The 25472-nt window shown below is 46.1% G+C and carries 11 protein-coding genes, 1 tRNA gene and 3 pseudogenes; 8 read left to right on the top strand and 7 right to left on the bottom strand.

Features of this window, described 5'->3' with window-relative positions; all coding sequences use genetic code 11:
* Positions 1 to 202 precede the first annotated feature (202 nt).
* The gene (locus D0A34_08470; GenBank protein UNU18902.1) at positions 203 to 3478 is read right to left on the bottom strand and encodes a PAS domain-containing sensor histidine kinase; all 3276 of its coding nucleotides are present in this window, start codon (positions 3476 to 3478) and stop codon (positions 203 to 205) included.
* A 542-nt stretch (positions 3479 to 4020) separates the two neighbouring features.
* On the opposite strand from D0A34_08470, the gene gatB reads away from it, so the two are divergent.
* The 5 genes and pseudogenes from gatB (at position 4021) to D0A34_08445 (ending at position 9730) form a co-directional block, all read left to right on the top strand.
* Positions 4021 to 5511 (top strand): Asp-tRNA(Asn)/Glu-tRNA(Gln) amidotransferase subunit GatB, encoded by a 1491-nt coding sequence (gene gatB / locus D0A34_08465; protein UNU18901.1) that lies wholly within the window; start codon positions 4021 to 4023, stop codon positions 5509 to 5511.
* A gap of 374 nt (positions 5512 to 5885) precedes the next feature.
* Positions 5886 to 7052 carry a tetratricopeptide repeat protein gene (locus D0A34_08460; GenBank protein ID UNU18900.1) on the top strand — a complete coding sequence of 389 codons (1167 nt, stop codon included), beginning with the start codon at positions 5886 to 5888 and terminating at the stop codon, positions 7050 to 7052.
* A 43-nt stretch (positions 7053 to 7095) separates the two neighbouring features.
* Positions 7096 to 7671, top strand: coding sequence for a Uma2 family endonuclease (locus D0A34_08455; protein ID UNU18899.1), 576 nt, complete (start codon positions 7096 to 7098; stop codon positions 7669 to 7671).
* 80 nt (positions 7672 to 7751) lie between these two features.
* Positions 7752 to 8381, top strand: a pseudogene (locus D0A34_08450) (Uma2 family endonuclease).
* Positions 8382 to 8497: 116 nt separating this feature from the next.
* A complete protein-coding gene (locus tag D0A34_08445) occupies positions 8498 to 9730 on the top strand; it encodes a pentapeptide repeat-containing protein (protein ID UNU18898.1) in 1233 nt (410 codons plus the stop codon).
* A 160-nt stretch (positions 9731 to 9890) separates the two neighbouring features.
* Here the strand turns inward: D0A34_08445 and D0A34_08440 are convergent, their stop codons facing one another.
* The 5 genes and pseudogenes from D0A34_08440 to D0A34_08420 form a co-directional block, all read right to left on the bottom strand.
* Entirely contained in the window at positions 9891 to 13226 is a 3336-nt protein-coding gene (locus tag D0A34_08440) for a helicase (protein ID UNU18897.1), read from the bottom strand.
* Positions 13227 to 13423: 197 nt separating this feature from the next.
* Positions 13424 to 14080, bottom strand: a complete 657-nt coding sequence (locus D0A34_08435) for a glutathione S-transferase (protein UNU18896.1) — start codon at positions 14078 to 14080, stop codon at positions 13424 to 13426.
* Between the two features lie 258 nt (positions 14081 to 14338).
* Entirely contained in the window at positions 14339 to 15286 is a 948-nt protein-coding gene (locus D0A34_08430) for a rhodanese-related sulfurtransferase (GenBank protein UNU18895.1), read from the bottom strand.
* A 54-nt stretch (positions 15287 to 15340) separates the two neighbouring features.
* Positions 15341 to 15412: transfer RNA gene (locus D0A34_08425), tRNA-Gly, on the bottom strand.
* Positions 15413 to 15547: 135 nt separating this feature from the next.
* Positions 15548 to 15930, bottom strand: a pseudogene (locus tag D0A34_08420) (HEAT repeat domain-containing protein).
* A 777-nt stretch (positions 15931 to 16707) separates the two neighbouring features.
* On the opposite strand from D0A34_08420, the pseudogene D0A34_08415 reads away from it, so the two are divergent.
* Positions 16708 to 20449 (top strand): annotated as a pseudogene (locus D0A34_08415) (ATPase).
* 442 nt (positions 20450 to 20891) lie between these two features.
* On the opposite strand, the gene D0A34_08410 reads toward D0A34_08415, so the two are convergent.
* Entirely contained in the window at positions 20892 to 22679 is a 1788-nt protein-coding gene (locus tag D0A34_08410) for an efflux RND transporter periplasmic adaptor subunit (GenBank protein UNU18894.1), read from the bottom strand.
* Positions 22680 to 23103: 424 nt separating this feature from the next.
* Between D0A34_08410 and D0A34_08405 the strand changes: the two genes are divergently transcribed.
* Both D0A34_08405 and D0A34_08400 read left to right on the top strand, forming a co-directional pair.
* Positions 23104 to 24237, top strand: coding sequence for an AI-2E family transporter (locus D0A34_08405; protein ID UNU18893.1), 1134 nt, complete (start codon positions 23104 to 23106; stop codon positions 24235 to 24237).
* Between the two features lie 153 nt (positions 24238 to 24390).
* Entirely contained in the window at positions 24391 to 25458 is a 1068-nt protein-coding gene (locus D0A34_08400) for an ABC transporter permease (protein ID UNU18892.1), read from the top strand.
* Positions 25459 to 25472 lie beyond the last annotated feature (14 nt).

Below are 25472 nucleotides of genomic sequence, written 5' to 3'. Positions count from 1 at the left end.
ACCGATTGGGGATCATCCCAATTTTTAAAAGAGCGTTTTTTAGGAGTACGAGCATCTTTCACAGCCCAGCCTAGATCTTTCGCTTCCATCTCTAACAGTGAACACTCCTGTCACACCAAAATTCGGAGACTCTCACCGATTGTGACTTATTTAAGTGTATAAGAGTTTTAAATTCAGAATTTAAAACTCTTATACACTTAACTTACGAATCTATATTACCGTTTGAGATTGTTTGCCCTAGTTTAAAGTAAAAGGTGGCTCCTTGACTAGGTAGGCTTTCGGCCCAAACCGTGCCGCCGTGGCGGTGAATAATCCGCTGGACGATCGCCAAACCGATGCCCGTACCTTCAAATTCTCTCTGGGAGTGCAGCCTTTGAAAGGCTCCAAACAGGCGTTCGGCATATTCCATCGGAAAACCCACCCCGTTATCCTTGACAAAAATCGTCCCATCAGGTAAACCCTCAATAACTATTGTAGCCGGAGTGCGCCCGCGGCTGAACTTGACGGCGTTGCTAATCAAGTTGCTGAACACTTGTTGTAGCAAGGTTGGATCTCCCATTACTGTCGGCAAATCTCCGACGGCAAATTCAACGCTGTGGGGAGTTTGGGCCGGATCTGCGACGGTTGGGGGTTTAGTCAATTTAATCGCATTTTGTACCAAACGGCTCAGATCGATCGGAATTTGCCTCAACTCGGTGCGACTCACCCGCGACAGGGCGAGCAAACCGTCAATCAACAGGCTCATTTTTTGGCTGCTGTCTTCAATTATTTCCATATAGTGAACTATTTTGCGATCGCTCAAAGCCTCAGTTAATTCTAGCCGCTGCTTCAACGCTTCTACAAAACCTGAAATGTGTCGCAAAGGTGCGCGCAAGTCGTGGGAAACTGAGTAAGAAAAAGATTCTAACTCTTGATTTGCAGCTTCTAATTGCTCTGTGCGTTCTGACAAAGCTTGTTTTGTCTCTACCAACTCAGTGATATCGCGAGAAGTGCCAATTAAAGCATAAACCTCGCCGTCGAGATTTCTCAGAGGAATTTTAAAAGTATCGTAGTAGGAAGCGCCACCGGAACTCACGAATTTTTCCTGAAAGTGCAGAGTTTCGCCTGTTTCAAATACCTGCCAATTTTCCCGGCAAAATCGTTCGGCGAGTTCGTGGGAAAAACATTCAAAAACTGTTTTGCCCTGCATCTCTCTGCTGCTGTTGAAACCGCAAAACTTGGCAAGAGTTTTGTTGACAAAAGGCTGGCGCATATTTTTGCGTTCTACCACAAAAATGCGATCGGGCAAGGCATCAAAAAAAGTTTCTAATTCTGCGGTACGCTGAGCGACTTGAGCTTCTAAAGTTTCGTTGAGTTCTTTGAGCTCAAATTCTACTCGTTTGCGTTCGGTGATATCTTGACCAATTCCGATACAACTGCCGTCGGAAAGGCGAACATTTGCCCAAGAAGTGTCGATAATTCGCCCGTCTCTAACTTTTGTTTTGAAGTCGCTCCATTTCTGAGTTGCTGCTTGGATTTCATCCAAAACGTATTGACGGTATTCTGGCTGCGGATAAAATTCGGCCAAGATATCGCGGTTTTTGATTTCTGCCAAACTCCAGCCGAGCACTTGTTCCCAGTGGCGGTTTACCCAGTTTACTTCACCGCTGCTGCCCAAGAATGCGACCATGACCGGCACGTTGTCGAATATAGTTTGCAGCAGTTCTTTTTGCTGTTTTAATGATTCTTCGGCTTGTTTGCGATCGCTGATGTCGAGTACGGAACCGATAATTTGCCTCATTTTTCCCTCTGGGGTTCTTTTGAAGATTGTAGAGCGATCGTGCACCCAGCGCCATTCCCCATTTTTGTGTTTAATTCTGTAGTCTCTGTCATCCGTTTCATAGGGATTGCTGCTGTATTTTAGTCGCTCCATACCTGTAATTAGCTTTAACCGATCATCGGGATGAACTAAGTTAGCGACAGCATCTATACCCAAATCTTGCCATTCTTTGGCAGTGTAGCCGAGTATGGCTGTGACAGATTCATTTGCATAAATATTTTTGTTTTCTACTGCATCGTAAATGTAAAGAAAGTTGGGGATAGTTGTCAGGATACTCTCTAAAAGTTGTTGATGTTTTTGCAGTGCCGATTCTGCCTGTTTGCGCTCGCTTAAGTCCAGCACAAAACTGACGCCTAACTGCTGCGTTCCTTCTAAAAATGTGCTGCCCAGCAGCACCGGAACCCGGCTACCATCGGAGCGTATAAATTCTTTTTCAAAGGGAACAACCGTATTTCTAGCCTTCAGTTCGGCAACTTTTTCTGTATCTAAACGCACATATTCTGGTGGTGTCATTTCTTGCCAGTTAACTCTTCCGGCAAGCAGCTCGTCCCGCGTATAATTTACCGTGTTTAAAAAAGCGGCGTTGGCATCTGTAATGCTGCCGTTAAGATCCCAAAAAATTAGGCCTATCATGTTAGAATCAACAATGGCTCTAAATTTGAATTCGCTTTGTCGCAACTGAAATTCGACTTGTTTTAGTTCTGTAATGTCGCGGGCGATGGATAAAACTGTTTCTACTGAATTGTCTTCAGCAAATTCGGGAATGACTCGACAGTGGTAATGTTTTATGCCCTCGGGAGTGGGGAATTCAAATTCTATGGTTTCTTGTTTGCCGGTGCCAAAAACTTTCAAAAAAGTCTCGTCCCACAGGTCGCACAAGTGTGGTGGCATTCCTGACTCTCTGTTGCTCTTGCCCATCAATTCTGCGGGGGCTTTTCCGGTTGCTGATTCTACTGCGTGGTTGATGTAAAGGTGGCGGAATTCTCGATCAAACCTGGCGATGATATCGGTGGCATTTTCCGCTAGGGTGCTGAAAGCTTGTTCGCGCCCATGCAGTTCTTCTTGAATGCGGTGGCAATCGGTTATGTCTCTACCAAAAGATAGAATTGAAATTACTGTTCCCGATTCATCAATGAGTGCAGAATTGTACCATTCGCAGTAAATTATCGAGCCATCTTTGGTATAGTTGCGGTTGCGGCAAATGTTGCGGGTTTCTCTGCTGTCTAACAGTTGATTTATGACGGCGCACACTTCCTCGAAGTCTTCTTGATAAACTATTGACCATTGGTGCCAGTATTTGCCAATTGCTTCTGCTGCACTCCAGCCAAATAGTTGTTCTGCCATTGGCGACCACCGCACTACCCGAAATTCCCTGTCCCACTCTATAACTGCCATTGGCGAGTTTTCTAGATGAAATTCCCGCCGCGAGTTGGCTTTTTTTATTTGAGTTTGAAGTTGCTGCCGGAGTTGCTTCGCCCCGGCAAAGCGATCGCTAATTTCCTGTGTGTTTGCTGAGCCGGCTTTGGCAATGTGAGCAATGGTTTCTGCTGTTTGTTTTTCGAGTTCGTTCCAAGCGAGTTCGAGGGCTGATTCCGCCTTCTCTAGCTCAGTGATGCTGTTCTGAAAGAGTGTGGCACTTTCAACTGGAAATTCACGCATAGTTTTGACACTTAGACAAGTGTTACTTTTAGAATTAAAAATTAAAGCTTAAAAATTAAAAATATGTAATTTCCTGTTAAATTATACATTTTTAATTTTTAGTCGGTGCGTGGAGCCGATCGTGGGAGGCGGGCGGCGTTATTAAAGACTGCAAGTAAAAGGATTTGGGGTGCAGATTGATCAGCAATTGTGGTGGATCGATCTAAAACTCTCCTGGGTAAGGCAAGGGTGCGGGCAGGAGCAGGCGCTAAGTATATTTTTGCACAGAGTTGTTGTTTGGGGGCGATCAAAAGGAGATCGGCGTGGCTGGGGGCTTGGGTCGATCGCCCATCTGTAGCAGGCCGTTGCCTATGCAGAGCCCCATTTGTCTCAACTAAACACGCTTTCTCAAAGTCCGGCAGGGGTTTAAACCTGCCGAACTAAGGGTTTGACGCGCTTGTTGACACCAATGAAACCGCCGGTACCTACAAATAATCTCCACTCACTTTGGTCAATAAAAAGGTAAAATAAAATCTAAAGTTATTCAGTCTTTAAAATCGCTTATGACTGCTGCTGCACCAGTTAAAACTCAGTACGAAGCCATTATCGGTCTCGAAACTCATTGTCAATTGAGTACGAATACTAAAATTTTCTCCAGTTCTTCTACAGAATTTGGCAATACCCCAAATACTAACATTGACCCAATTTGTATGGGAATGCCAGGAGTGTTGCCAGTATTAAATCAAAAAGTGCTGGAGTATGCGGTGAAAGCAGGGCTGGCTCTCAACTGCGAAATCGCACCTTACAGTAAGTTTGACCGCAAGCAATATTTCTATCCCGATTTGCCGAAAAATTATCAAATTTCTCAGTTCGATTTGCCGATCGCTACTAACGGTTGGCTAGAAATTGAACTGGTGGACGAGAAGGGAAATTCTACTAGAAAAAAAATCGGGATCACTCGCTTGCACATGGAGGAAGATGCCGGAAAATTGGTTCACGGCGGCAGCGATCGGTTGAGCGGTTCTACTTATTCAATGGTGGATTACAACCGCGCCGGTGTGCCTCTAATCGAAATTGTTTCGGAACCTGATTTGCGATCGGGCGCGGAAGCTGCCGAATACGGTCAAGAATTGCGCCGGATCGTGCGCTACATCGGTGTTGGCGACGGGAATATGCAGGAAGGTTCGCTCCGGTGCGACGTGAATATTTCGGTGCGCCCCGTTGGCAGAAAAGAGTTCGGCACGAAGGTGGAAATTAAAAATATGAACTCTTTTAATGCGATCGAACGGGCGATCGATTACGAGATCGAGCGGCAAATTCAAGCTGTGGAAAATGGCGAAACCATCATCCAAGAAACGCGGCTTTGGGATGAAAACAAGCAGTGTACTTTCAGTATGCGGGTTAAGGAAGGTGCAAGCGATTATCGGTATTTCCCGGAACCAGATTTGCCTCCGATCAAAGTTTCGGCCGAGCAATTGCAGGATTGGAAAGCTCAACTGCCGGAATTGCCTGCCCAAAAGCGCAATCGCTACGAAACTGAACTCGGTCTTTCTCCCTACGACGCGCGGGTGCTGACTGACGACAAAGCGGTGGCGGAGTATTTTGAAAAATCGATCGCCGCTGGTGCTGTAGCTAAACAAGCTGCGAATTGGGTGATGGGCGATATTACTGCTTATCTGAAAAATGAAAAACTGGCGATCGCAGAAATTCCTTTCCAACCGCAGGATTTAGCCGAACTGCTGGGGCTGATTGATGCTGGCACGATCAGCGGCAAAATCGCTAAGGATATTTTGCCGGAGTTGCTGGCCAACGGTGGTTCGCCTCAGAAGTTCGTTGAGAGCAAGGGTTTGATTCAAATTTCGGATACTGGGGCGATCGATCAAGCAATCGATGCGGTGTTAGCTGCCAATCCCAAGGAGCTCGAACAGTACCGAGCCGGTAAAACTAAGCTGCTGGGCTTTTTTGTCGGCAAGGTGATGAAGGAAACGGGCGGCCGGGCTGATCCCAAACTGACCAATGAGCTGCTGACGGCGAAGCTTAACGGCCCAGGCTAAGCAATTGTTAAGGGGGTGGTGTAGCAGATACAGCGGCGGGCGATCGGTTTTTCCCGAGCTCGCCGCGCGATCGCCCTTCTCCCTGGCTCGTAACTTTATAATTAATCTACATTTCTTTACAACATCTTCACGTTTGGGGGTGACACCCCTCAGGCCGATCATGTTATATTGTGTTATGTAGATGCACCCTGATGGCAGAGAGAGTTACTTAGGTAGCTCTCTCTTTTTTTGGTCTTTTTTTTTGCACGGACGTGAAAATACGGATGGGGAAGAGGGGCATTGGCCATACCGATTCCCGATTACCGATTACCGATTAGCAATTACCGCTTTGGGTCGATTAATATCAACTTTAGTTATTAACTAATTTTGACATTATGAGCGAACAAGCTAGCGAGCTAATCAAGCAGGGGATTTCGCAATATCAGGCGCGTCAATTTGAGGCGGCGCTGGGTTCTTGGCAGGAAGCGCTGGCGCTGTATCGCTCAATGGACGATAAGCGGCGATCGGGTGCGGCGCTGGGTAATATGGGCGTAGCTTACGAAGCGCTGGGAAATTATGCTCAGGCGATCGAGTGCTACCAGCAGCATTTGGTGTTAGCGCGGGAAATTGGCGATCGCCGGGGCGAGGCTAATGCTTTGGGAAATCTGGGCAATGCTTGTTGTGCTCTGGAGGATTTTTCTGGTGCTATTGATTACCAGCAACAGCGTTTGGCGATCGCGCGGGACACTGGCGACGGGCGCTCTGAGTTGGAAACTTTGGGCAATTTGGCACTAGCTTACGATGCTAAGGGAGATTTGCCTGGTGCGATCGAATGCTATCACCAGCAGTTGTCGATCGCGCGCGCTAGCAAGGATGATCGCATTGAGCGCAATGCTCTCAAGAATTTGAAGCTTGCTTACAAGTATTTAGCAGATTATGAGAAGGCTAACCAGTACCGACAGCAGCAATTGGCGATCGTCCGGCAACTATTTTTAACTGATAAAAATAAGAGTTTTGTACAACTTGTAGAAACAGTTGGTTTGAATCCGGTTGAGGATTTTGCCGGGGCTAATTTAAGCGGTTTTGACTTGCACTACGCTGATTTTAACGGTGCGGATTTGCGCGAAACCAACCTCCGAGGCGCAGATTTGACGTTGGCCGATCTCAGCGGTGCTTTGCTGAGCGCTGCTATTTTAATTGATGCTAATTTGTGCAATGCTAATTTGCGGGATGCTGAACTCAGCAGCGCGAATTTAAGCGGTGCAGATTTGCGGACAAAGCTGCCCCGGGCTAATTTGAGCGGTGCAAATTTAACCAACGCCAATTTGAGTAGTGCTTATTTACCGAATGCTATTTTGGTAAATGCCAATTTGACAAATACTGATTTTAAAAATGCTGATTTAAGTGGTGTTAATTTGAGTGGCGCGAATTTAAATGGTGCTGATTTGAGCCGCGCTGATTTGACAAATACGGTGGTTGACAATGCAAAGTTTTTTTGTTGTTTGGGAATTTCGGATGCCCTGAAGGTTGAATTGAGGGCACGGGGCGGAATTTTTGAGTAGAATTAATTGGAAAGGTTGGTAATTGTAGAGGGTAATAAAAGCTATGACTGCCGTAACTGCAAAACGATTCTCGATCGCAGAATATCACCGTTTGGGAGAACTGGGATTTTTCGCCCCCGATGAGCGAGTTGAATTGATTCGCGGAGAAATTATCATTATGGCTGCTAAAGGTAGGCTGCACTCTTTTTGTAACAGTCTTTTAGTTCAGGAGTTAATCATTTTACTGGCAAGACGCGCTCTTGTGCGCGCACAAGAGCCGATTACTTTGACGGATGATAGCGAACCAGAGCCCGATGTTGTGATTGCCCGCAATCGTTCTGACAATTATTTATCTTCTCACCCGCAGCCTGCTGATATTTTGTTGGTAATTGAGGTTTCCGATTCTACTTTGAAGTACGATCGCAGAACGAAGTTGTCTCTCTATGCTGAAACTGGGATTTCTAATTATTGGATATTTAATTTGGTCGCTCGTCATCTGGAAATGCACAGCGAACCTTATCAGAAACAAAACGGGAGTTATAGTTATCAATTGCAACGAGTTGTTTTGCCAAATCAGACCGTGGTAATTCCGGGTTTTCCAGAGTTATCTCTGGATTTGTCTTCGGTATTTCCCGTCTAGGCTTCCTTCGATGATATAATGCAAAAGTGCGATGGCTACACCCCGGCTTGCGCCTACGAACTCTTCACGAAAATAGCCCTATGACCGCTCAAACTCTCGCTCCACCCGAACAAATTGTCGAGCTATCGGGTATCAGTTGGCAAACCTACGAAACTTTGCTAGCCGAAATCGGCGATAGGCAAATTCGATTGACATATAATCGTGGCAATTTGAAAATTATGGTACCCTCCCCAGAACACGAACGTTTCAAAGAAGTATTGGGTCGATTTGTTGAAACCTTAGCTGAAGAATTAGATGTGAGAATTGAGCCTCTTGGTTCTACGACATTCAAACGTCCTGAACTTAGCGGTGCAGAACCAGGTAAATGTTTTTACATCCAGAATATTAGTGCAGTTAAAGGCAAAAAAAGAATCGATCTGACTCAAGATCCGCCGCCGGATTTAGTGGTGGAAATTGATATTACCAGCCGTTCGGAAAATAGCTTGCAGGTTTATGCGGATCTGGGAGTGCCGGAAGTTTGGATTTATAATGGACTGCAACTCAGAATCAACAGATTAGAAAATGGAGAATACGTTGAGGGCGAGATCAGTTTAGCATTTCCCAGCTTACGGATATTAGAGATTGTCAGATTTTTGGAACAAGCAGAAACAATGAACTATTTGGAATTAGTGAAAGCATTTCGGAATTGGGTAAAAAGCCAAATTCAGCAAAACCAAGGAGTTGCGGATCAAATTAAACAAAATTTACAACTTTACCCACAAAAAAAAGCTGTATTGTGATAAAATAGAGATGATAAACTAATTTAAATATCAATTACAGGCTGGTAGTGCCAGCAATTCTACCCGATATGCGATCGCTAGAGTCTCACAACAAATACCCAGATTGCTTGTGGATGCAATTAGAAGCAATTCCAGTTCCATCGGTTGCAAGCCAAGCCCAGCAGCTCGACATTCACTTGAGCCTGAATTTTAACGAGCATTGGGAACCCCTGCTAGGTGGTCGCGTCAAATTTGGTCTGCAAGGCGGGACGCTCAAGCTATATCTAGAAAACTGCGAAATTCCGGTAGCATCGCGTCAGTTAGTCGGTTCTTTCAAGCTTTTGCCAATTGAAGAAAGCCTGCCGATTCAAAGCAGTGCAGAAATTTTAGTAACCGAAAGTCAGCGGGGAGTTCAGGGCGGCGAGAATGCGGAAAAAATCAAGGAAACAGAGAGCATATTTTGTCACGTTTCCACAAGAAGCGATGATACAACGCCAGCTTGGATTTTTGCAGTAGAACAGGGCAAATCAGTATTAAAAGGTTTGCTAAAAAGTGCTAAGCTGGGAGAAGTGGCTGGCAAAGAATTTAGGATGGGAGCGGCTTTTGAAGTTGCTAAAGAAGATATTAATCTCACAGATGCGGAGGGTTTGTGGCCGCACGATATCACGCCAAATCAACATTCGGTTTTAGAAAGAATCCTGACTATATACCTGCAAGAACATAAACTCCAGCCTGCTCTCAGTTGGGCGGTATTGTCCTACAATTTGCCTCCGGTTGAACCCGGCGAAGTGGAGATTGTCCCGGAAGCGGAATCGGAATTGCAGGAAATGGTCGATCGCATTATTTCCGCTGAAACCAACAACTTTGTGGAGTTGGCAAAAATCGCCAATCTCAATCCCGCACTAGATTTCGCGGGTAGCACCTTGCGCGGAACGACTTTAAGTGCACTGGATTTTAGCAGCGCAAATCTCGATCGGGTAAATTTCCGGGGTGCAACCTTAAACGATGTCGATTTCAGCGACGCCAACCTGCAAAAGGCCAAATTCGGCGGTGCAGATTTGAGCGGCGCTTTCTTAGGAAATGCCGATCTAAGCGGTGCAGATTTGCACAAAGCAAGTCTAGCTTTAGCTAACCTCAGCGGTGCCAATTTGAGTGGCGCAAATCTGCTGGAAGTGAATTTAACAAATACTAATTTCAGCGGTGCGAATGTCGAGTCAGCGAGGTTTGGGAACAATTCAGGAATGGATGAGGAGATGCAGGTGAATCTACAGCAGCGAGGCGCGATTTTTGAAGAGGTTTAGTCGGTAAGTGCGAATCCCTTTCATCCATCTGCGTCCCTCCTCGTTTATCCGCCTGCATCTGCGGTTCAAAAAGAGCGGGAAGCGAAGCTATCCCGTTCGCGAAGCGTTCCCGAAGGGTAGGGAATCGCCCTCAAAAAGAGCGATCGCCCTCAAAAACAATTTATCCTTCATCCTCCGACTTTACAGGAGGACGGCCAGAAATCACAATAAATCCAACAGATTCGAGAGTCAGGTTTGGGCGGCGAATACCAGCTAAAACCGCTTGACTCAACAAACTTTCTGTACTGATTTCATCAGCTAAAACCGATTCTAAAAGTTGTTCGGATTTAGAAAGTCGATTCAAGCGCAACTGCAATTGATTTACCCGGTTTTCGAGTTGGATTGCAGCAGTGACAGCAGATCTATCGCACATTTCCACAAAAGCCGATCGCCCGCGCAGCAATTCCTCCGATACCACCCGTCCCTTTTGACAAAAATCATCCCATTCTAGCGGATCGACAAAACTGTCAATCAGCGACGTGCGATTTTTCGACAAATTGTAATCCCGATTCGGCCCCCCTTTCCCCTTATAAGCCCGCTGCAAAATCGCCAGAAGTTCCGCATCCTCCACCAGAGACATTTCTTCGCTGCGAGCATCTACAAACACAGTTTCAAAAGTTGGCAGAAACAGAGCATCCGCGCGGCGCTGCAAAGCTTTCAAGTTGTAATTTTCGATGTTTTGTGCTTGCAAAACTTGCTCGGCCGGCTGCACATCAGTCTGGATTGAATAATTAAACTGAAAGCCGAACCACTCCTTCCCGGGCGCAGCATCCCAACTTTCATCATGCCGCCACATGGCAAAAGCTTGACCGCGATCGTCCCAGCGAATATAAGAGCCAAGTGCATCGATCAATCCCTCACCAATTCGGTAAAGAGCGACATCCGCATTCTGATAAGCAATCCGACGATTGTAACTGCCATATTGCTGGCAATAAGGAATCAATCTGGTTCTCAAATCGTTCGAGGGAATCAACGTTTTTTGAGTAGGTTGATAGCGCAGCAACCCCGATACGCTCGGATGTTCGATTTGTTTGAAGTGAAGAGCTTGACACAACCAACCTTCGGCAGCCCGCTGCATTTCTTTATGCTTAGCGTCGCAGTTGTCGAGAGATTCAAAATACTGAGAGGCGCTGTCATCAAGAGTATCAATTTCATCGAGAACGTACTGTTCGTCTATTTTGATTTTCTCTTGTTCGATTTCAGTTTTAATCGCTTCAATTTCGCTGGATAAGCCTTTGCCTCCCTCAGCAAACAACTTTTCTTCAAGTTTGAGAAGTTTTTCCTCAGCATAAAACTGAAGGCTGGCAATAGATTTGTTGAAGATATCAAACCCATCTTTTAAAACTTGAAACCAAGCTTCGTGGGGACTCTCCGGCAAATCCGGGCCTGCAAACAAACAAAATTGCACTCCCATTTTGCTACCAATGCGATCGACTCTGCCGAGTCTTTGTTCTAACTGGTTGGGAAACCACGGCAAATCGAAGTGAACCAACCAATCTGTCACTTGTAGATTTACCCCTACTTCCGCCGATCGATCGCACACTAAGATAAAACAATGCGGCTCAGTCTTAAATCGCTTGAGACTAGCCTCAACATCATCAGCCGATTTGCTCGTGTCATGGCTGGCGATCGCATTTTTACCAAAGATTTTCGCTAAATTTTCCGCAATCTCTTTACAAGTTGCCGTAAAGCTGGTAAAAATCACAATTTTCGGGAAACGCTCGCCCGGAATCGGCCGTTTAATTTGCTGTTGAATTCTCGACAGCAAATCGCGAGGTTTGCTGTGATACTCGCGCGGAACCTTCAAAGCAACTGCGAGAAATCGGAGAATGGCGATTCGTAACAAACTCAGTCGATCGAGTCCTTCCTGGGGCTTTTCCAGGGTGTTGAGCAAGGTTTCTAGTATTTCCCTTTCTTCTGGAAACAGCGCCGTTTTGGTCAAAATTGCTGTGTCATTTTGTCCAAATTCGCGATCGAGCTCAGGAGTCGATTTTTTCTGCAAGCGAGCTTTGACAACCCGTTCTAAAACATTCAGCCAAGTACCGGAAGCGCGGAAAAACAGCAGAAAAATTCTCTGGTATTCGCTCGACTTAGGAGCGGCTGTGCGCCATTTATCGAGTACGGTTTGAATTTCCGACCACTGTTCATCATTCAGATCGTACTCAGTTTTGGGGACAGCATCTCGGTCAAAAATCACATCTTCCACCGCATCGCGGCGGTTGCGAAGGATGCGGCGGTGCAGGCGGTAGGTATCGCTAACGTGAGTGCGAATAGTTCGGACAAGCCGAGCCTGTTCTGCGGTTTCTTTAGTTTTCAAACAACTTTCTAACTCTGTTGCTAACCCGATTAAATAATCATCTTTGGCAAAAAGAGTGCGAAGTTGAGCGAGTTTTGTTTGCAAAACAGCAGGCTTGGCATTTTCTCGAAAATCCAGCAAAGCGCGACCGATTTCTTGACGGTTTTGCACCTGTTCTTTGAAGCTTTCCAGGTCATCAAGACGGTAAGTTGTGGGATCTAGCAAGTGCAGCATCGTTAGAAAATCTTGCTCGTGGCCGAGAACGGGCGTTGCAGATAATAACAATACATTTTTGCTTTTCTGAGCTAGTTTCTGACAGAGTTCAAAGGACTGCTGCTGAGTGCGATCGCTCGAATGTGCCATTGCAGCCATATCATGCGCTTCATCAACAATCAGAAAATCCAGGTTGGCGTTGCGGCTAATTTGATTGATTTCGCTAACAGCAACAAGCTGCACTCGGTCAGCAAAATGAGACAAATAGAATTTATTTTCTAACTCCTGGCGCCACTGTTCGAGCAGGTATTTGGGAACAATTACCACAGCGCGTCCTTGAGGTTCATCTAGCAGAAATTGGCGGAGAATTGTGCCAGCTTCTACTGTTTTTCCCAGTCCTGGTTCGTCTGCTAATAAATAGCGCACGATTGGGTCTTCTAGGACGCGCCGGACGACTTCTACTTGGTGCGGATAGAGGTCTATGTTAGCAGAAATTAAACCCGTCATGCCGCGGCTGACGGCCCGCTGTTCGATCGCAGATTGAACGAATGCCAATCGGCGATCGTGAAAATACGGCGTTTCTTGGCCTTTGACTGCTAAAATGTCGATCGGATCGGCGATCGGGATATTGCAGCGAACGTAAAGTTCGGTTTCAACAGCTTGCAAACTTTGGCTGTCGGGCAGGTCAATTTCGTACTCTAATTTATCTTCATCCCAGTCATAAACTCGCCCAATTATCCATCTTTCCTGAGTGGTACTCCAGAGGTAGCAGCGGGTTTGGCGCTGAAGTCTCGCTTCTTGCAGCAAACCCAAAGGCACAGTTTTGCGGATGCGGTTTTTAACTGAACAAAAATATTCAACTACGGCATCGGTACGCGATACCTCGACAACTTTTCCGACTCCCAAATCGTTTCTGGGCGATCGAACTAACGAACCAACATCAATCATAATTACAACCTGACAATACTTACTAGAATACAGTAAATCTTTTCCAGTTAAAACTTTTAGCAAAATGCGATTTTTGCCTGCGTCACTTTTCTAGTCAAGTGACAGTCAATCTAGTATTCTGAAAACCATAAGTTTAGCATGGTAAATAACATTTTGGTAATTGAATAAATATGCTAGCAGCGAATAAGAATAAGTAATTACGAGGCAGGAAAAATAACGCCTGGATTACCGGATTCCCATTTCGGATATTTCTGCATAACACTGGTATAAATTTCCGACTCTGTAAACCCTGCTAACCAAGCTTGTAGCGGAGGCCAAGGCTGTTCGTTAAACCAAGCTTGGTCGGTATGAGCGAATTGACGAACAAAAGGTGCGATCGCCATATCAGCCAATGCTACATTGTTACCAAACAAATATTTAGTCGCGCTTAACTGTGCATTTAGTCGGCCCAGATATAAAGAACCTTCATACCGATGTACTTGGGCATCAACACCTGGATAACGATCCGGGTACTTATAACGGTCAAGATGATATTTAAACCCCTCATCAAATAGAGCGATAAGTTCCAGCATTTCTGTAACAGAACCTTGCTGTGGCATCAACCATTTTTCAGGATCGTGTTGTCTCAATGCCCACAACATGATATCGATACTTTGATCCAGTACGCGCCCATCAACATCAATCAATATTGGTACTGTACCTTTGACAGATACCTCCAACATCTCTGGTGGTTTGTCTCGCAAAACAACTTCCCGCAACTCACACACCCGATTGCTAACCATCAAGGCCAAGCGCGCGCGCATAGCATAGGGACAGCGGCGGAAGGAATACAAAATCGGGTATGTTGCTGACATATAATATCAATTCCGGTTGCACCGGAATTATTGTTGACTGTTGACTGTTGACTGTTGACGGGCGGGTCGAAAAGCTGAATGGTTGAGTGTTAACTGTTGACTCGATTTTATGATTCCCATGCAACCGGAAACGATATAATTAGTCGATCGCACGATCGGGTTTTTCGGGTCAGAAACCCCGTTTCTTCGTAGATTTCTCGTCGCTAAACAAGATTTTTCGTAGAAACGGGGTTTCTTTAAACTTAGTGAATAATAATATTAGTCGATCGCCCCATCTACTTTTTCCTTCGCATCGTAGCGCGCGCCTATATGTACTTGGTTGCGACGCTTAGCAAGCTCAATCTGACGTTGACGTTCAGATAAGGCTTGTTTTTTGGTTTCAGTTTTGGAGTCATGACAATGAGGACAACTCACACCCAGTACAAATAATTCAGAAGCCTTATCTTCCTGACTAATCGGGTGACGACAACCGCGACAAAGTTCATAGTTTCCCGGCTTTAACCCCTGACCAACAGAAACCCGTTCATCAAAGACAAAACATTCACCTTCCCAACGACTTTCTGCTTCCGGCACCGTTTCCAAATATTTTAAAATTCCGCCTTCGAGATGATAGACTTCCTCAAAACCTTGAGTACGCAAAAAAGCAGTAGATTTCTCGCAGCGAATACCACCCGTGCAAAACATTGCCACCTTGGGTTTATTGCGTAAAGCAGTTTCCCGCAGCACCCATTCAGGTAATTCGGAAAAGCTTTTTGTTTTTGGATTAATAGCACCTTCAAAAGTACCCAGAGATACCTCGAAGTCGTTACGCACATCAACCACGACAACATCGGGATCGTCAAGTAGCTTATTCCACTCCTCCGGCTTAACATATTTGCCAGCCATGAGGCGGGGATTAATGTCCGGTACTCCCATCGTGACTATTTCGCGCTTCAAGCGTATTTTCAGGCGGTAAAAAGGTGCTTTTTCCGAGAAAGATTCCTTGTGCACGAGATCCGCAAAACGCGGGTCACTACGCAAGAATGCCAGCACTGCGTGTACGCCCTCGGACGGGCCGGCAATAGTGCCATTGATGCCTTCTTGGGCCAGCAAGATAGTGCCTTTGACGTTGTTGTTGTTGCAACAATCGAGTAGCGGTGCTTTCAGCTCAGCAAAATCGGGTAGTTCAACGAACTTATATAAAGCAGCGGTTAAGAAAGAAGCCATAGATTGAATTTATAGCACTAATTAATTTTCATACTTCTATGAAAATTCAGTCAAAGCGGACGGTGGGACTCGAACCCACGACGTTCAGCATGGGAAGCTGACATTCTACCACTGAATTACGCCCGCGCTTGGTGTTTTTTACTTGCTTTCACCTTCTTTTACTGTGGAGGCGGAGCGGTAAAAAACGACTAGAAAAACATTGTACAACTATTTTCTGATTTTGAGTATAGCATTTTGACAATCAATTTTGGCCGATCGCCGATCGCACAGCCGAGCCATGATACTGTAGCAGACGAGCCAATTGTCATCGCGGTCAAAAGCTGCCACTAAATCAGCAATCGCCTCGGTTCCGAACCTTGACAAAGAGTTAGCGGCTTCGGATCGCACATTCCGATCGCGCGATCGAACTGCATCATTTTTAACAGCGCAGCCATTGAGTCCGCAGTTTCAGTCTGCCGCCATCCCATCGCCACGAACGATCGCACCATCGACTCCCCATCGTCCACTTTCCTCAGCAACATCGGTAGCGCCACCGCAGAATCGCCCTTTCTCACAGCCGTTACCTCCGGCAGCCTGTCTTGAGAATCCGAACTTTGCAGCGCTGCTTGGATTTCCCTAATTTCCCGAAGCCAATTAAAATATATTTTTGTTAATTTTATTTAAAAGTTTAGCAAAGATTGCCGGATTGTGGGAAAATTAAAAAAATTCAGTTATTAGATTGTGTCTGCCAATTAAGAGCCTCAAACTTCAACAGCAGAAGAAGTTTAACCAATAATTGCTGAGTTCGATCAATATTGGCAAGGGTCGATCGACGATATCTTGAAAATGGCTAAAAAGGTAAAAATGCCCCAACAAGTCGTGATGAGACACTTAGAAAATCATCCAGAAATAGTTTATATCGACGGGGCACTAGCGAATTGGCGACCGCAACAACCTTCCTCAAAATGAGATTAAGTGCGGTTTTGTAGAGGAGGCTGTTTTTTTGAGTTTATCTACTTAATTGTACTGTTTTTTTTTCCCGCAAATTCTCCCTAGTCTCACTGCTTGATAAGCGCGGACAAAATTCGGGTTGAAAGTTTATTATTGATGAGTAGGGTGATTTAGGATCACTCCATTCGCTCGCAAACCTTAATAGAATTCCTACGATCGCACAATCGGGAAAATTCACTGATTCTCAACTTTTAACAGTATTTTTAACAGTATAATTTTTGAGGGATTTCCCGTCTCAATCTTGTCCCCCGCTAGGAAAGGGGGAACTCCAAAATAATGATTTTAAAATCGCTTGAGAACACACGCCGACTTCGCCTAGATATTATATCGGTAGGTAGATGACTTATTATTCATTTTAATATATATATATATATATATATTATTAACACTATAACGATAATACGCAGCCAGCAAGATATCGGGTAGAAAAAATGAGTCAGAAAAAGTTTTCCAAAAAATCTCAACCTCAAGCTGATATGGATGCTCAAGAAAAGCAACAAAAAAATCAAAACAAGTTATTTCCAGTCGTCGGAATAGGAGCCTCTGCGGGTGGATTGGAAGCCTTTAAGCAATTACTCAGCCATTTGCCGATCGATACGGGCATGGCGTTTGTAATAATTCAGCATATGTTGCCGACTCAGGACAGTATGTTGGATGAGATTCTGGCTCGATCGACCCAGATGCCCGTGCATCAGGTAAAAGATGGGATGCCCATAGAACCGAATCAGGTCTACGTCATCCCCCCGAGTTTCAGCATGACCATCGATCAAGCGGTGCTGAAGCTAACGCCTCGCGCCAAAACATACGGGGTATTTATGTCCGTCGATATTTTTCTGGTTTCCCTCGCTGCAGAACGCAGGAACCAAGCCATCGGCGTCGTTTTGTCCGGGGGCGACGGCGATGGTGCCCAAGGATTAAAAGCGATTAAGGCTGCAGGCGGTATTACTTTTGCCCAATGTCAAGAATCGGCACAAGTCAGCAGTATGCCGAACACTGCGGTGGCTACGGGTCAGGTAGACTTTACCTTGCCACCGGAAGAAATTGCCAGGAAAATAGCAGAGATCGGCCGTCATCCCTACATGGTCGATCAACCTGTGGCAGAATCGACCACCAGTGAAAAAGCGATCGAAAGTAAAGATCCGATCGCCACCATTTACAGTTTGCTGCGCGCCGCTACAGGAGTTGATTTTACTCACTACAAACAAACCACCTTGAACCGGCGGATGCAGCGACGGATGTTGCTGTACAAGCTGGAACGGATCGAGGATTATGCCGAATATCTCCAAGACACCCCGACAGAAGTAACGGCGCTTTATCACGATATATTCATTCATGTCACCAGCTTTTTCCGTGACCCCGAAAGCTTTGAGGCTTTAAGCAGCAATGTTTTTCCCGAAATCGTCAAACATAAATCGTCGAAAACACCGATCCGAATTTGGGTGGCCGGCTGTTCAACCGGTGAAGAAGCTTACTCGATCGCCATCTGCTTGTTAGAGTTTTTAGGAGATCGAGCTACTAATCTGCCGATTCAGATTTATGCGACAGACATCAGCGAAAATGCGATCGCCCAGGCCCGCCACGGCTTTTATACGCCAGCCCAAGTCGCGGATATTTCACCCCAACGGCTGCATCGGTTCTTTGTCCAAGTCGAGGGCGGATACCAAATCGCTCAGCCGGTGCGCGAACTCTGCGTCTTTGCTAAACACAACCTGATCAGCGATCCGCCGTTTTCCCGGATGGATTTGATCACCTGTCGGAACGTGCTGATCTATCTCGGCCCGGCGTTGCAGAAAAAGCTGCTGCCAATTTTCCACTATGGGCTTCGGCCCACGGGCTTTTTGCTGTTAGGCACTTCGGAAACGGTTGGTGACTTTTCAGAATTGTTTACGGTATTAGACAAAAAGAACAAAATTTATACTAAAAAACTGCTGTCGCATTGGCTAAGCATGGATTTAACTGCTAGCAACTATCCTGTGACACTCCTCAACCCACCGCTGGTGACGGAAAGCTTAAACGAAATCGAAATCGAGAAACAGGCCGATCGCATTGTTTTGAATCAGTATGCGCCTGTCGGCGTCGTAATTAACACAGCCAGGGACATTCTGCAATTTCGAGGACAGACGAATGCCTACTTAGAACCGTGTCCCGGTAGGGCTAGCTTGAATTTGCTGAGAATGGCAAAAGAAGGATTGCGCCTCGAACTCCGCACTGCAATTGAACAAGCATCCCAGCAGCAGTTGCCGATCGCGCGCGAAGGCGTGCCAATTAGAGAAAGCGAGATCGTCCGCCAGGTCACAATTAATGTGATTCCATTCCCAACAGGCGCTGCCGCAAAAAACTATTTTTTAGTTTTGTTTCAAGACGAGCCGCCGATCCCTGCAATGCCTGCTGCTGTAAACAATGGTAGAGTCAAATCCGATGTTTTAGAGGGTGAAAGTTTGGAGATTGCGAGGCTGCAACAAGAACTCCAAATTACAAAAGACCACCTGCAAACGATCATCCTAGAACATCAAGCCGCTAACCAAGATTTGAGAGCGGCCAACGAGGAAATTTTGTCGAACAACGAAGAGTTGCAAAGTACAAATGAGGAACTCGAAACCGCAAAAGAAGAGATTCAGGCAACCAATGAAGAACTGAACACAATTAATGACGAATTGCAGCGGCGCAATGTTGAATCAACTCAGGTGAGTAACGATTTACAGAATCTGCTCAGCACCATCAATATTCCGATTCTAATGGTGGGAGGCGACCTGCGAATCCGCCGGTTTACTCCCGCAATCGAACGCCTCTTCAACTTGATTTCTAGCGATGTCGGGCGCTGTGTGAGCGACATCACTCACAAGTTGAAGATGCCGGAGTTAGAGCCAATGATTGTAGACGTGATCCGTAGCCTCAATTTGAAAGTTCAGGAGGTTCAAGATCGAGAGGGTCGTTGGTACGATCTGCATATTCGACCGTATCGGACGATCGACCACAAAATTGATGGGGCTGTGGTGATGTTGGTGGATATCAACGATCTCAAAGTCAGTGCCCAGCAGTTGATGGAAGCGAAAAATTACGCCGAAACGATCGTAGAAACCGTGAGGGAACCGTTGCTAGTGCTGGATCTAAACCTGCGGGCGATCACCGCCAACCGTTCTTTCTACCAGACGTTTCAGGTGATGCCGATCGACACTGAGCAACACTCAATCTTCGATCTCGGTAACAGACAGTGGAATATTCCCAAGTTGCGATCGCTCCTCCAAGAAATTCTGGCAGGAAAGACCGAGTTTCACAATTTTGAGGTCGAGCATGACTTTGAGCATATCGGGCATAAAATAATGCAGCTCAATGCCCGCAAAATGCCTCCGATGGGTGATACACAGATGATTCTGTTGGCGATCGAGGATATCACGGAGCAAAAACAGTTTGAGACAGAACGCAGCCTTCGGATGCTAGAACAATCGGCTCGTGTCGCTGCTGAGGATGCCAACCGCATCAAAGATGAGTTTTTGTCCGTGCTCTCTCACGAACTGCGGGACGCCGCTCAATGCGATGGTTGGCTGGGCACAGTTGCTGCGCCTGAAAAAATTTGACGAGGCTAAAACCGAGGAAGCGCTAAAAACGATCGAGCGCGCCGCCAAAGCCCAAAACCAGCTCATCGATGACATATTAGACGTTTCGCGGATTACCACAGGTCAATTTCGGCTCAATGCTATTGCAATGGAGCTCAATCCACTGGTTAAAAATGCGATGGAGATGGTTCGTTTGGCAGCAGAAGCCAAAAATCTTCAAGTTGAATGCCGGCTAAGTCCTTTAAAAGCAAGCGTGTTGGGCGATGCAACCCGCTTACAACAGGTAGTGTGGAATCTACTTTCAAACGCGATTAAATTCACCCCAGCCGGAGGAAAAATTGAAATCGCATTAGACTACATTGATGGCATGGCTCAAATCCAAGTTAGCGATACTGGTAAAGGCATTCACCCTAATTTTCTCCCCTATGTGTTCGAGCGCTTCCGTCAGGCGGATAGTAGCTACTCTCGCAGAGACGCTGGATTGGGGCTAGGACTCTCGATCGCCCGTCATTTAGTAGAACTCCACGGCGGTACTGTTAGTGCAGAAAGTTCAGGTGAGGGACAAGGGGCAACGTTTACCGTGAGGTTGCCGGTACGAACAGAAGTCCCACAAAGTTAAACGCTAATATTAGACCTCTTGCAAAAATAATTAGGTCGGGCAAGATGCCCGTCCCACAAGAGTTATTTTTTCTTGTGGGATGGGCATCTTGCCCGTCCCATCACTTGATGAAAAGGATTTTTGAAAGAGGTCTATTTACCCAAGACATAATTGATATCAATTCCGCTTGTACCGACCGTGATTGTTGACTGTGGATTGTGAGTCAAAAAAACTGCAAATTGCGCTATATTTGTGGGCAGCTTGATTCGACTTTATGAGGACGAGGAAGATCGGATTTGATATCATTCCAGCGCAACCGCAATTGATATTATTTCTAATCTTATCTCCTGATCTAATATTGTTTCCGGTTGCATCACAATAATAAAATCGAGTCAACAGTCAACAGTCAACAGTCAACAGTCAACAGTCAACAATGATTCCGCTGCAACCGGAATCGATATAACTATTTACCAACCTGAACCTGAGCGCCATCCTTAAGAAAACCAGCCCCAGTAACAACCACCCGATCGCCCGCCTTCAAACCCTTTTTAATCTGTACCTTAGCAGCAGTCAAATCGCCCACAGCACCCCCGGAAATTTCCCCAACTTCCACCGGTTGAGCCTGCACCTTGTCCTCGCCCACAAGTTTGTAAACAATAGAACTGCCGTCAGCTTGCGGCACAATAGCTTTAGCCGGCACTTTCAAACCTTGAGCCGTTGCCGTCGAAAGGGATGCGCGCAAAAACATTCCCGATCGCAAAAACTCGCTTGCCGGCAAATCAATCTTCACCGTAGCTTGCCGATTTTGCGGGTCCACTAGCGGCGAAATCTCTCGCACAGTTCCTGACAACTTAATCCGCTTGTCAGAGTCAGAAGTAATTTGCACTGCAGTTCCCGGCCGCACTTGCGAAACCTGAGTTTCCGGCACTTTCAATTGCAGTTCGAGCTTGTTGCCGCGAATAATCGAAAAAAGTTTTTGACTTCCCGAAGAAACATCGCCAACTCGACCAATTCTTTCAGCTACAGTGCCACTATCCGGCGCTCGAACAATAGTTTGTTCTAGTTGAGTTTGTAACTGTTTGACTTGGGCATCATTGCTGCGGACACTTGCTGCGTTATTTCCGACATTTGCTCTGGCACTGCTGACACTCGCTCCGGCCGTATTCACTTTTGCACGAGCGCTGGCGAGGGCTGCTCTAGCCGTGCTGATATTAGCTTCAGCAGTAGCTACTTTAGCAATAGCCGATCGCACTTCTTCCGCTGCTTTATTCTGTTCTTGCAAAGCTGTATTCAACTCAGCTTTAGCTTTGTTCAACTCTTGAACAGCAGTCTGCCGCTCTGTCTTGCGTCTTTCTAAATCTTGCTGACTAATTACTCCCTGAGAAGCCAAACCTTGGGTGCGATTTACTTCTCTTTGAGCTTGATCTAATTTAGCCTGAGCGGAGGCAATGCCTGCTTTAGCTTGAGTGACACCGGCTTTAGCTTGTTCCACACCGGCTCTTGCCTGCCCGACGCCTGTTTTGGCTTGCGCTGCGTCAGCGATGGCTTTTTCAACGCCAGCTTGGGCTTGAGCAACGCCGGCTTGGGCTTCTTGTTGGGCTGACTGAGCTTGCTGTACCTGAGCTTCGGCTTGTTCTACTGTAGAATTGGCCGATTGTACTCCCGCCAGCGCTTCGGCAATTTGCGATCGTAATACCGAATCGTCCAAAACCGCCATCGTCTGACCTTTTTCTACCGCCTCTCCTTCATTCACCAACACCTGCTTGATTTGCAAACCGTTGGCTTGTGGCAGCACCGGCAGCAAGTCATAGGCTGCCACGGTGCCCGTCGCTTCCAGAGTTTCACCCACCTGGGCAGATTCCACAGGCGCCACTGTCACAGTCTGAGCCGTCGCCTGCTGATTTGCCGATGGAATTGGAGCTGCGGGACGCGCATTCTGCTTGCCCCCAGTCAACTGTACGGCGAGCAGCGTTGCAGCCACCCCAACCCCTGCGCCCGCCAACAAGGCCGGCCACCTGATTTCTTTGCGGGGCCCAACTTCAGTTGCTTCTGGTTCCCAAACCTTTTCCTGCTCGATTTCTGGAACTTCCAGCGCAACTTCTCGTTCATCTTCCTCAGCGGAGAATTGCCAGCGAGAGTTGTCCGAGACTTCACTTTCAGCTACATCCACTGCTGAGTTCCTGTCGCGCCCGCTCTCTACGGGGGAAAGGGGTTGCTTTTCTTCGGCTTCTGAAAAAACTTTATTAGTCACGGTAGTTCCTCTCGCCAGTATGAGCCTTTCCTTTTTTTTTTATATTGTAAAGAAAGATTACGATATTATTTAGTTCATTTTAGCCGAGGGCCTCTGGAGTAACGCTTCCTCCTTTTGGGTGAGTGTGGCGCCGTTTCACCCTACAATGGCGATTTTGATTAACTTTGATCGAAGTTTGTTCGATCGAGATTTAATTTGATCTGCCTCTGGGGGATACTGAATATTAGCGTGATTGGCGATCGTGGGGGCGATCGGGCTGGCAGTGTCTCTCCCCAAGTGGCTTAGCCGTCACCTATCTATCAATGCTCACAAAAGTCAGTCTAATCTTGAACTGATTATTCCTAATCTATACTGTCATGTGTTTACTGTATAATACGGCACATCTGCTGAAAAAGTTGTGCCACTTTATTTAAAAAAAATCAAAATGAATAGTCTCTTTTCTCCCCTCCAACAGTTTCTAATTACTTGGCTGCTAGTGCTAGTGACAGGATGGTTTACCCTGACTGCTGTCAGTTATGTTGGGGAACTGGTCAGTATTTTAGTAACTGCGGGACTCGTTGCATTTTTATTAAATTATGCAGTAAAAAGACTGCAAGTATTTTTGCCCCGGGGATTAGCTGCGGGGCTGGTTTATTTAACTGCGGGTGTGATAGTAGTAGTAATCGGTGTAACTATTGTGCCGCCGGTGTTCAGCCAAGCGAGGCAGTTGGGGGTCAGGTTCCCGGAATTGCTGGAGTCGGGGCGGCTGCAGCTAGCTGAATTTCAAGCCTGGAGTGCCGAGCGCAATTTACCGTTTGACGTGCAAATATTGGAGCAGCAACTGTCAGCTAGAGTCCAGGGAGAAGTCCAGGCGATCGCCGGTACGGGTTTAGGCTTAGTTGTCGGTACTTTTAACTGGTTTTTGGACTTAATTTTTATTGTCGTGATTTCCTTTTATATGCTCCTAGACGGGCAAAGAGTGTGGCAGGGTTTGACCAGCATTTTTTCCCCAGACATTCGCTATGTTTTAACAGAGACTTTGGAGCGAAACCTCCAGCGATTTGTATCGGGACAGTTATTGCTGGGACTATTTATGGCCATCTCGCTAACTATGGCTTTTTGGTGGCTGCAAGTTCCGTTTTTTCTGTTGTTTGCCGTGTTTATAGGATTGACGGAAATAATTCCGTTTATTGGAGCAACCTTGGGAATTGGCACTGTTAGTATAATTGTAGCGTTTATTGATTGGTGGCTGGCGCTGCAAGTGTTGGTAGTGGCGATCGGTCTCCAGCAAATCAAGGATAATTTAGTAGCTCCCCGAATCATGGGCAATCTCACCGGATTGAGCCCGGTAGTTATTTTCACAGCTTTGCTGTTAGGAGGTAGAGTGGGAGGATTGTTGGGAGTTATCCTGGCAATTCCGCTCACTGGGGTAGTAAAAAGTATAGTAGAAATTGTACTCAATCCCAAATTGCCGCCCCAGACAGGCTCGTTTTTCTACAATCCTTTTAGCGGCGAGGAATTGGGAAAAATACCAGAAGAGGAAACTAGAATAATCTTGGTCGCAGATGAACAAAAGTAGTCTAATTGTTGTAGTAAGTAATTCAATTAGGAAAACTTTTATAAGTCAGGAATTTACTTTTGGCTACTGAATCAATTAAGAAAAGACTAAAGTTTCTACAAAGAACTTTAGTCTTTATTACTAACCCACTTAAAATCTCAAACCTAAAAACTTATGAACTGGTGGCAAAATCTTAGAAACAATCCTCTAGCTCGGTTGGGAGCCGTGCTACTGTTAATTTTTTATACAGTCGCGCTTTTTGCCGAATTTGTGGCACCTTACGACCCCTACGACTCTCAATTAAACGGTTCATTGCTGCCACCGACTCAGATTTATTTAAGCACCCAAGACGGGCGCTTTATCGGGCCCCACGTTTATCCGACTACTCAGGGCCCGGTGGATGCTAATACCGGTGCTCGTGAGATAATTGTAGACTGGCAAAAACCCTCTGTTCTCGGTTTGTTTGTCAAAGGTTCCCCCTATAAATTTTTAGGATTTTTGCCTTTCGACAGGCACCTGTTTGGCACTACAGGAGAAGGCCAAATTAATCTTTTAGGCACGGATGAACAAGCTCGCGATCAATTCAGTCGCTTAGTACACGGCAGCAGAATTAGCCTCAGCATCGGTTTAGTAGGAATAGCAATTTCTTTTCCATTGGGATTGTTTATCGGAGGCATATCTGGTTATTTCGGCAGTTGGATTGATAGTATTTTAATGCGTTTCGCCGAAGTATTGATGACGATTCCCGGTCTTTATTTATTAGTAGCGCTAGCAGCAGTATTGCCACCGGGATTGACAAGTGCTCAGCGATTTATATTGATTGTGCTGATTACTTCATTTATCAGTTGGGCGAGTTTAGCGCGGGTGATTCGCGGTCAGGTACTGTCAATTAAACAGCTAGAATTCGTGCAAGCGGCGCGGGCAATGGGCGCCAATCCAATTTATATTATTGTCCGCCACGTTTTGCCACAAACTGCTACTTATGTAATTATTTCTGCTACTTTGTCTGTTCCGGGTTTTATTGTGGCGGAGTCGGTTTTGAGTTTAATTGGCTTGGGAATTCAACAGCCCGATCCTTCTTGGGGAAATTTACTATCTCTGTCTACTAATGCTTCAATTTTAGTGTTGCAGCCTTGGTTGGTTTGGCCTCCGGCGATACTGATTATTTTGACTGTTTTGGCGTTTAATTTATTGGGGGATGGGTTGCGGGATGCTCTCGATCCGAGAAGCATTCAAAGGTAATTGAAAGTTAGTAA

Source organism: Microcoleus vaginatus PCC 9802 (genome assembly GCA_022701275.1).
Taxonomy (GTDB): Bacteria; Cyanobacteriota; Cyanobacteriia; order Cyanobacteriales; family Microcoleaceae; genus Microcoleus; species Microcoleus vaginatus_A.
The sequence above is the reverse complement of the archived record's forward strand: the minus strand, read 5'-3'. Positions and strand labels throughout refer to the sequence as shown.

Excerpts from the sequence above, each read along its gene's own strand:
- D0A34_08470 (UNU18902.1), bottom strand. The coding sequence starts at position 3,478 with ATGCGTGAATTTCCAGTTGAAAGTGCCACACTCTTTCAGAACAGCATC.
- gatB (UNU18901.1), top strand. The coding sequence starts at position 4,021 with ATGACTGCTGCTGCACCAGTTAAAACTCAGTACGAAGCCATTATCGGT.
- D0A34_08460 (UNU18900.1), top strand. The coding sequence starts at position 5,886 with ATGAGCGAACAAGCTAGCGAGCTAATCAAGCAGGGGATTTCGCAATAT.
- D0A34_08455 (UNU18899.1), top strand. The coding sequence starts at position 7,096 with ATGACTGCCGTAACTGCAAAACGATTCTCGATCGCAGAATATCACCGT.
- D0A34_08440 (UNU18897.1), bottom strand. The coding sequence starts at position 13,226 with ATGATTGATGTTGGTTCGTTAGTTCGATCGCCCAGAAACGATTTGGGA.
- D0A34_08435 (UNU18896.1), bottom strand. The coding sequence starts at position 14,080 with ATGTCAGCAACATACCCGATTTTGTATTCCTTCCGCCGCTGTCCCTAT.
- D0A34_08430 (UNU18895.1), bottom strand. The coding sequence starts at position 15,286 with ATGGCTTCTTTCTTAACCGCTGCTTTATATAAGTTCGTTGAACTACCC.
- D0A34_08405 (UNU18893.1), top strand. The coding sequence starts at position 23,104 with ATGAATAGTCTCTTTTCTCCCCTCCAACAGTTTCTAATTACTTGGCTG.
- D0A34_08400 (UNU18892.1), top strand. The coding sequence starts at position 24,391 with ATGAACTGGTGGCAAAATCTTAGAAACAATCCTCTAGCTCGGTTGGGA.